The following is a 4,152-nucleotide window of genomic DNA, read 5'->3' on the forward strand; positions in this document are numbered from 1 at the left end:
CGTTTCGTCGACGTGGGAGACGAGCAGCGTGCGGCCGAGGGGCGGGTCGAGCGCGGCCACGAGCAGCCCGTGGTAGGCGCGGGTCCGCGGGCCGCCCACGGTGCCCATCGCGTACCCGCCGATCCCATTCGTGACGAGCCACTCGCGGGCCTGGGCACTCTCTAGGTCGCTGCAGATGTTGCGGGCGAACTCGAGCATTTTGCGTCTGGGCGTGTTCGTTAAGGGGTGGGGGTTGCGTGTTTGGGGTTTTGGGGTTCCAGGGGGAGCGATGCCGACAGGGAAGAGACGATGGGAGTGCGAAATGCCGAGCCCCTCAAACTCGACCTCAACAACCCACCAACTCACAACCTGCAACCCACAACACTAATCATTCGTTGCGCCGCCGCTTTGCTGCAGGAGCTTGGCCACGAGGGCGGTCCAGCCGGTCTGGTGGCTCGCGCCGATGCCCGCCCCGTTGTCCCCGTGGAAGTACTCGTAGAAGAGGGGGTAGTCCTGCCAGTGCGGGTCCTCCTGGAACAGCTCTTCGCCCCCGAAGGCCGGGCGCTCGCCGTTCTCGTCTTTTCGGAAGAGGCGCGTGAGCCGACGCGAGAGGTGCCCGGCCACGTCCCAGAGCGGTTCGGGCTCGTCGGCCTCCGGCATCTCCACGGTCAGGTCGTCGCCGTAGTAGTAGTCGAACTTCTGCAGCGACTCGATCATGAGGTAGTTCACCGGAAACCAGACCGGCCCCCTCCAATTCGAGTTGCCGCCGAAGAGGCCGCTCCGCGACTCCGCCGGCTCGTACTGCACGGAGAACTGCTGCCCGTCGGCGTGGAAGGTGAACGGATGCTCCTCGTGCTCCTTCGAGAGGGAGCGCAGGCCGTAGTCCGAGAGGAACTGGTCGGGGTCCAACATGCGACCCAGGATCTGCCGGAGCCGGTCCTCGTCGACCAGCGAGAGCAGGATGCGCGGCTTCTCCTCATCGCCCGGATCGAGCGTGAGGTGCTCCATGAGCTCCGGGCGGTTCTCGATGAACCAGTTCATGCGGCGCCGGAAGTCGGGGAGCTCCGCCAACTGCTCCTTGTCCAGCGTCTCGACGGCGAAGAGAGGGATCAGCCCCACGAACGAGCGGATCTTGAGCGGAATCATCTCTCCGCTGGGGCAGTGGACCGTGTCGTAGTAAAACCCGTCGTCGGCATCCCACAGGCCGGTGCCCCCGCACTTGGTGTTGATGGAGTCGGCGATGTAGACAAAGTGCTCGAAGAATTTGGTGGCGACGTCCTCGTAGGCCGGTTTCGTCTTGGCCAGCTCCAGGGCCATCGCCAGCATGTTGAGGCAGAACATGCCCATCCAGGCGGTGCCGTCGGCCTGCTCCAGGTGGCCGCCTGTGGGCAGCTCCTGGCTCCGGTCGAAGACGCCGATGTTGTCGAGCCCCAGGAAGCCGCCCTGGAAGACATTGTCCCCGTCGCGGTCCTTCTGGTTGACCCACCAGGTGAAGTTGAGCAGCATCTTGTGGAAGACCTTCTCCAGAAACTCGGTGTCGCCCGTGCCGCGCTGCTTGCGGTCGATCTGGTAGACGCGCCAGGCCGCCCAGGCGTGTACCGGCGGGTTCACGTCGTCGAACGCCCACTCGTAGGCGGGCATCTGCCCACTCGGGTGCATGTACCACTCGCGGGTCATCAGAATCATCTGCCGCTTGGCCCACTCCGTGTCGATCATGGCCACCGGGATCATGTGGAAGGCGAGGTCCCAGGCGGCGTACCAGGGGTACTCCCACGCGTCCGGCATCGACACGACGTCTTTGTTGTTGAGGTGCTCCCATCCGCGGTTGCGCCAGCGGCCCTCCGGCGGATCGGGCTGGGCCGAGTCGCCCTCCAGCCACTGGTCCACGTCGTAGTGGTAGAACTGCTTCGACCACATGAGCCCGGCGAAGGCCTGCCGCTGGATGCGCGTCTCGTCGTCGGACAGGTCGTCGCGCTGCACAGTGTCGTAAAACGCGTCGGCCTCGTCCCGCCGGTCGTCAATCATGCGGCCACAGTGCACGAAGGGGCGCTGCTTCCGCTCCGGGGTAAAACGCACCTCCACCGTGCGGGCCGCGCCGGCGGGAATCTCGAACTGGACATGCGCAGCGGCTTTCGTCCCGCGCTGCTCGGGGTGCACGGCATCGGGGGCGCCGTCGACCACGTGGTCGTTGATGCCGTCCTTGACGTGCGGACTCGGGTTGGCGGCGTCGTGGATGCGTTCCCGGTTCGTCTCGTTGTGGGTGAACAGCAGGTCGACTGCCGCCCCGTCGGGGGCGTCGGCGTACCACCACCGCTCCCCCAGGTCCTCCTGCCGGAGCCGAACCTCACGGTCGCCCGTGGCCTCCATCTGGGGACGTGGAGCCTCGTGCGTCCAGGACCACGTGTTGCGAAACCAGATCTGCGGGAGGAGGTGGAGCGGCGCGGCGTCGGGGCCCCGGTTGTGGGCCGTGATGCGGCACAGAATGTCTTCTTCGCCCGCCTTCGCGTACTCTACGAAGACATCGAAGTAGCGACCGGCGTCGAGGGCGTCGCCGATCGCGTCGACGAGCTCGTACTCCGGGTCACCTTTGCCCCGCCGTTCATTCTCGTGCACGAGGTCGGCGTAGGGGTACGCCCCCTGCGGGTATTTGTAGAGCATCTTGGCGTACGAGTGGGTGGGCGTAGAGTCCAGGTAGTAGTAATACTCCTTGACGTCCTCGCCGTGGTTGCCCTGCGTGCCGGTGACGCCGAAGAGGCGCTCCTTGAGGATCGGGTCCTGCTCGTTCCAGAGGCCGAGGCCGAGGCAGACGGTCTGGTCGCGGTCGCAGAACCCGGCCAGCCCGTCCTCGTTCCAGCGGTAGGCGCGGCTGCGGGCGTGGTCGTGGGGAAAGTGCTCCCAGGCCTCCCCGGTGGCGCTGTAGTCCTCGCGGACGGTGCCCCAGGCGCGTTCGGCCAGGTAGGGGCCCCATTTCTTCCAGTCGGCGCGGCGGGCTTTCGAGTCGTCGAGGCGGTTCTGTTCAGCGGTCATTTGGCGTTATGCGTTGTGGGTTGAGGGTTTTGGGTTTGAGAACCTGTTTGGCGGACTGTCTATGGCCTGCGACTTCGCGGATCTCGTGCACAACGGGTTCTGCACTCCCCCGGTAGCACCGCTACAGGGCTCGTTTGGGCCCCGGTCGTGCACGTTGCCCGCTGTGTCTCGGCTGAATATCCATCCGCCAAACAGCTTTTGAGGGTTTTGCACTCGGCAGTTCGACGTCAGCGTGTGCAGTTTGAGGCCCAGCATGCGCGGAAGAGACGCGGCATTCAACCTGTCAACGCTCAACTCTAAACGCGCAACCCTCAACGCTTATCTATCCAGCGTCCGGTCGAGGTTGTAGGCGGCGCTGATGAGGGCCAGGTGCGTGAACGCCTGCGGGAAGTTGCCCAGCGCCTCGCCGTGGGTGCCCGTCTCCTCCGCGTAGAGGCCCAGGTGATTCGAGTAGCCGAGCATCTGCTCGAAGATGAGGCGCGCGTCCTCCAGCCGCTCCGGCTCGATCCGACTGGCCCGCGTGAGCGCCTCGACGAGCCAGAAGGTGCAGATGTTGAACGTGCCCTCCTCCCCCTCCAGGCCGTCGTGCGTTTCGCCGAGGTTGTAGCGGTAGACGAGCCCGCCCGTGACGAGCCCGCCCTGGTCGGGAGACTTCAAGGTCTCATCCAGTGTGTGGAGCATGCGCGGGTCGCCGGGCGAGATGAAGCGCACGAGCGGCATGATCAGGTTGGAGGCGTCGAGCGTATCGTCCCCGAACTGCTGGGTGAAGGCCTGTCGCTCGTCGCTCCAGCCCTCGTCCATGATGGCTTCGTAGATCGCGTCGCGGCACTGCTGCCACGTGGCCTCCGGCGCGGGGAGGGATCGCTTGCGCGAGAGGCGAAGGGCGCGGTCGACCGCCACCCAGCACATGAGCTTCGAATAGACGAACTGCTTCGGGCCGCCGCGCACCTCCCACACGCCCTGATCGGCCCGCTGCCAGTGCTCGCAGACCCAGTTCACGAAGTGGCGCACCGACTGCCACGTCTCGTAGGAGACGGGCGCGCCGTACTTGTCGTGCAGGTAGATGGCGTCGATGAGCTCCCCGTAGATGTCGAGCTGCAGCTGGTCGTAGGCCCCGTTGCCGATGCGGACCGGCGTCGACCCGCG

Annotated in this window: 3 protein-coding genes; all 3 read right to left on the reverse strand. The window is 65.9% G+C overall.

What is annotated here, in order from left to right:
- Positions 1 to 198: glycogen debranching enzyme N-terminal domain-containing protein (locus V5A20_RS13385; protein WP_332327566.1), on the reverse strand; the 198-nt coding region annotated here is incomplete at its 3' end.
- 165 nt (positions 199 to 363) lie between these two features.
- Positions 364 to 3,006 (reverse strand): MGH1-like glycoside hydrolase domain-containing protein, encoded by a 2,643-nt coding sequence (locus V5A20_RS13390; protein WP_332327567.1) that lies wholly within the window; start codon positions 3,004 to 3,006, stop codon positions 364 to 366.
- A 318-nt stretch (positions 3,007 to 3,324) separates the two neighbouring features.
- A partial coding sequence (locus tag V5A20_RS13395; protein ID WP_332327568.1) for a glycoside hydrolase family 15 protein occupies positions 3,325 to 4,152 on the reverse strand: 828 nt, incomplete at its 5' end.

This window comes from Salinibacter sp. (genome assembly GCF_036626415.1).
Lineage (GTDB): Bacteria > Bacteroidota > Rhodothermia > Rhodothermales > Salinibacteraceae > Salinibacter.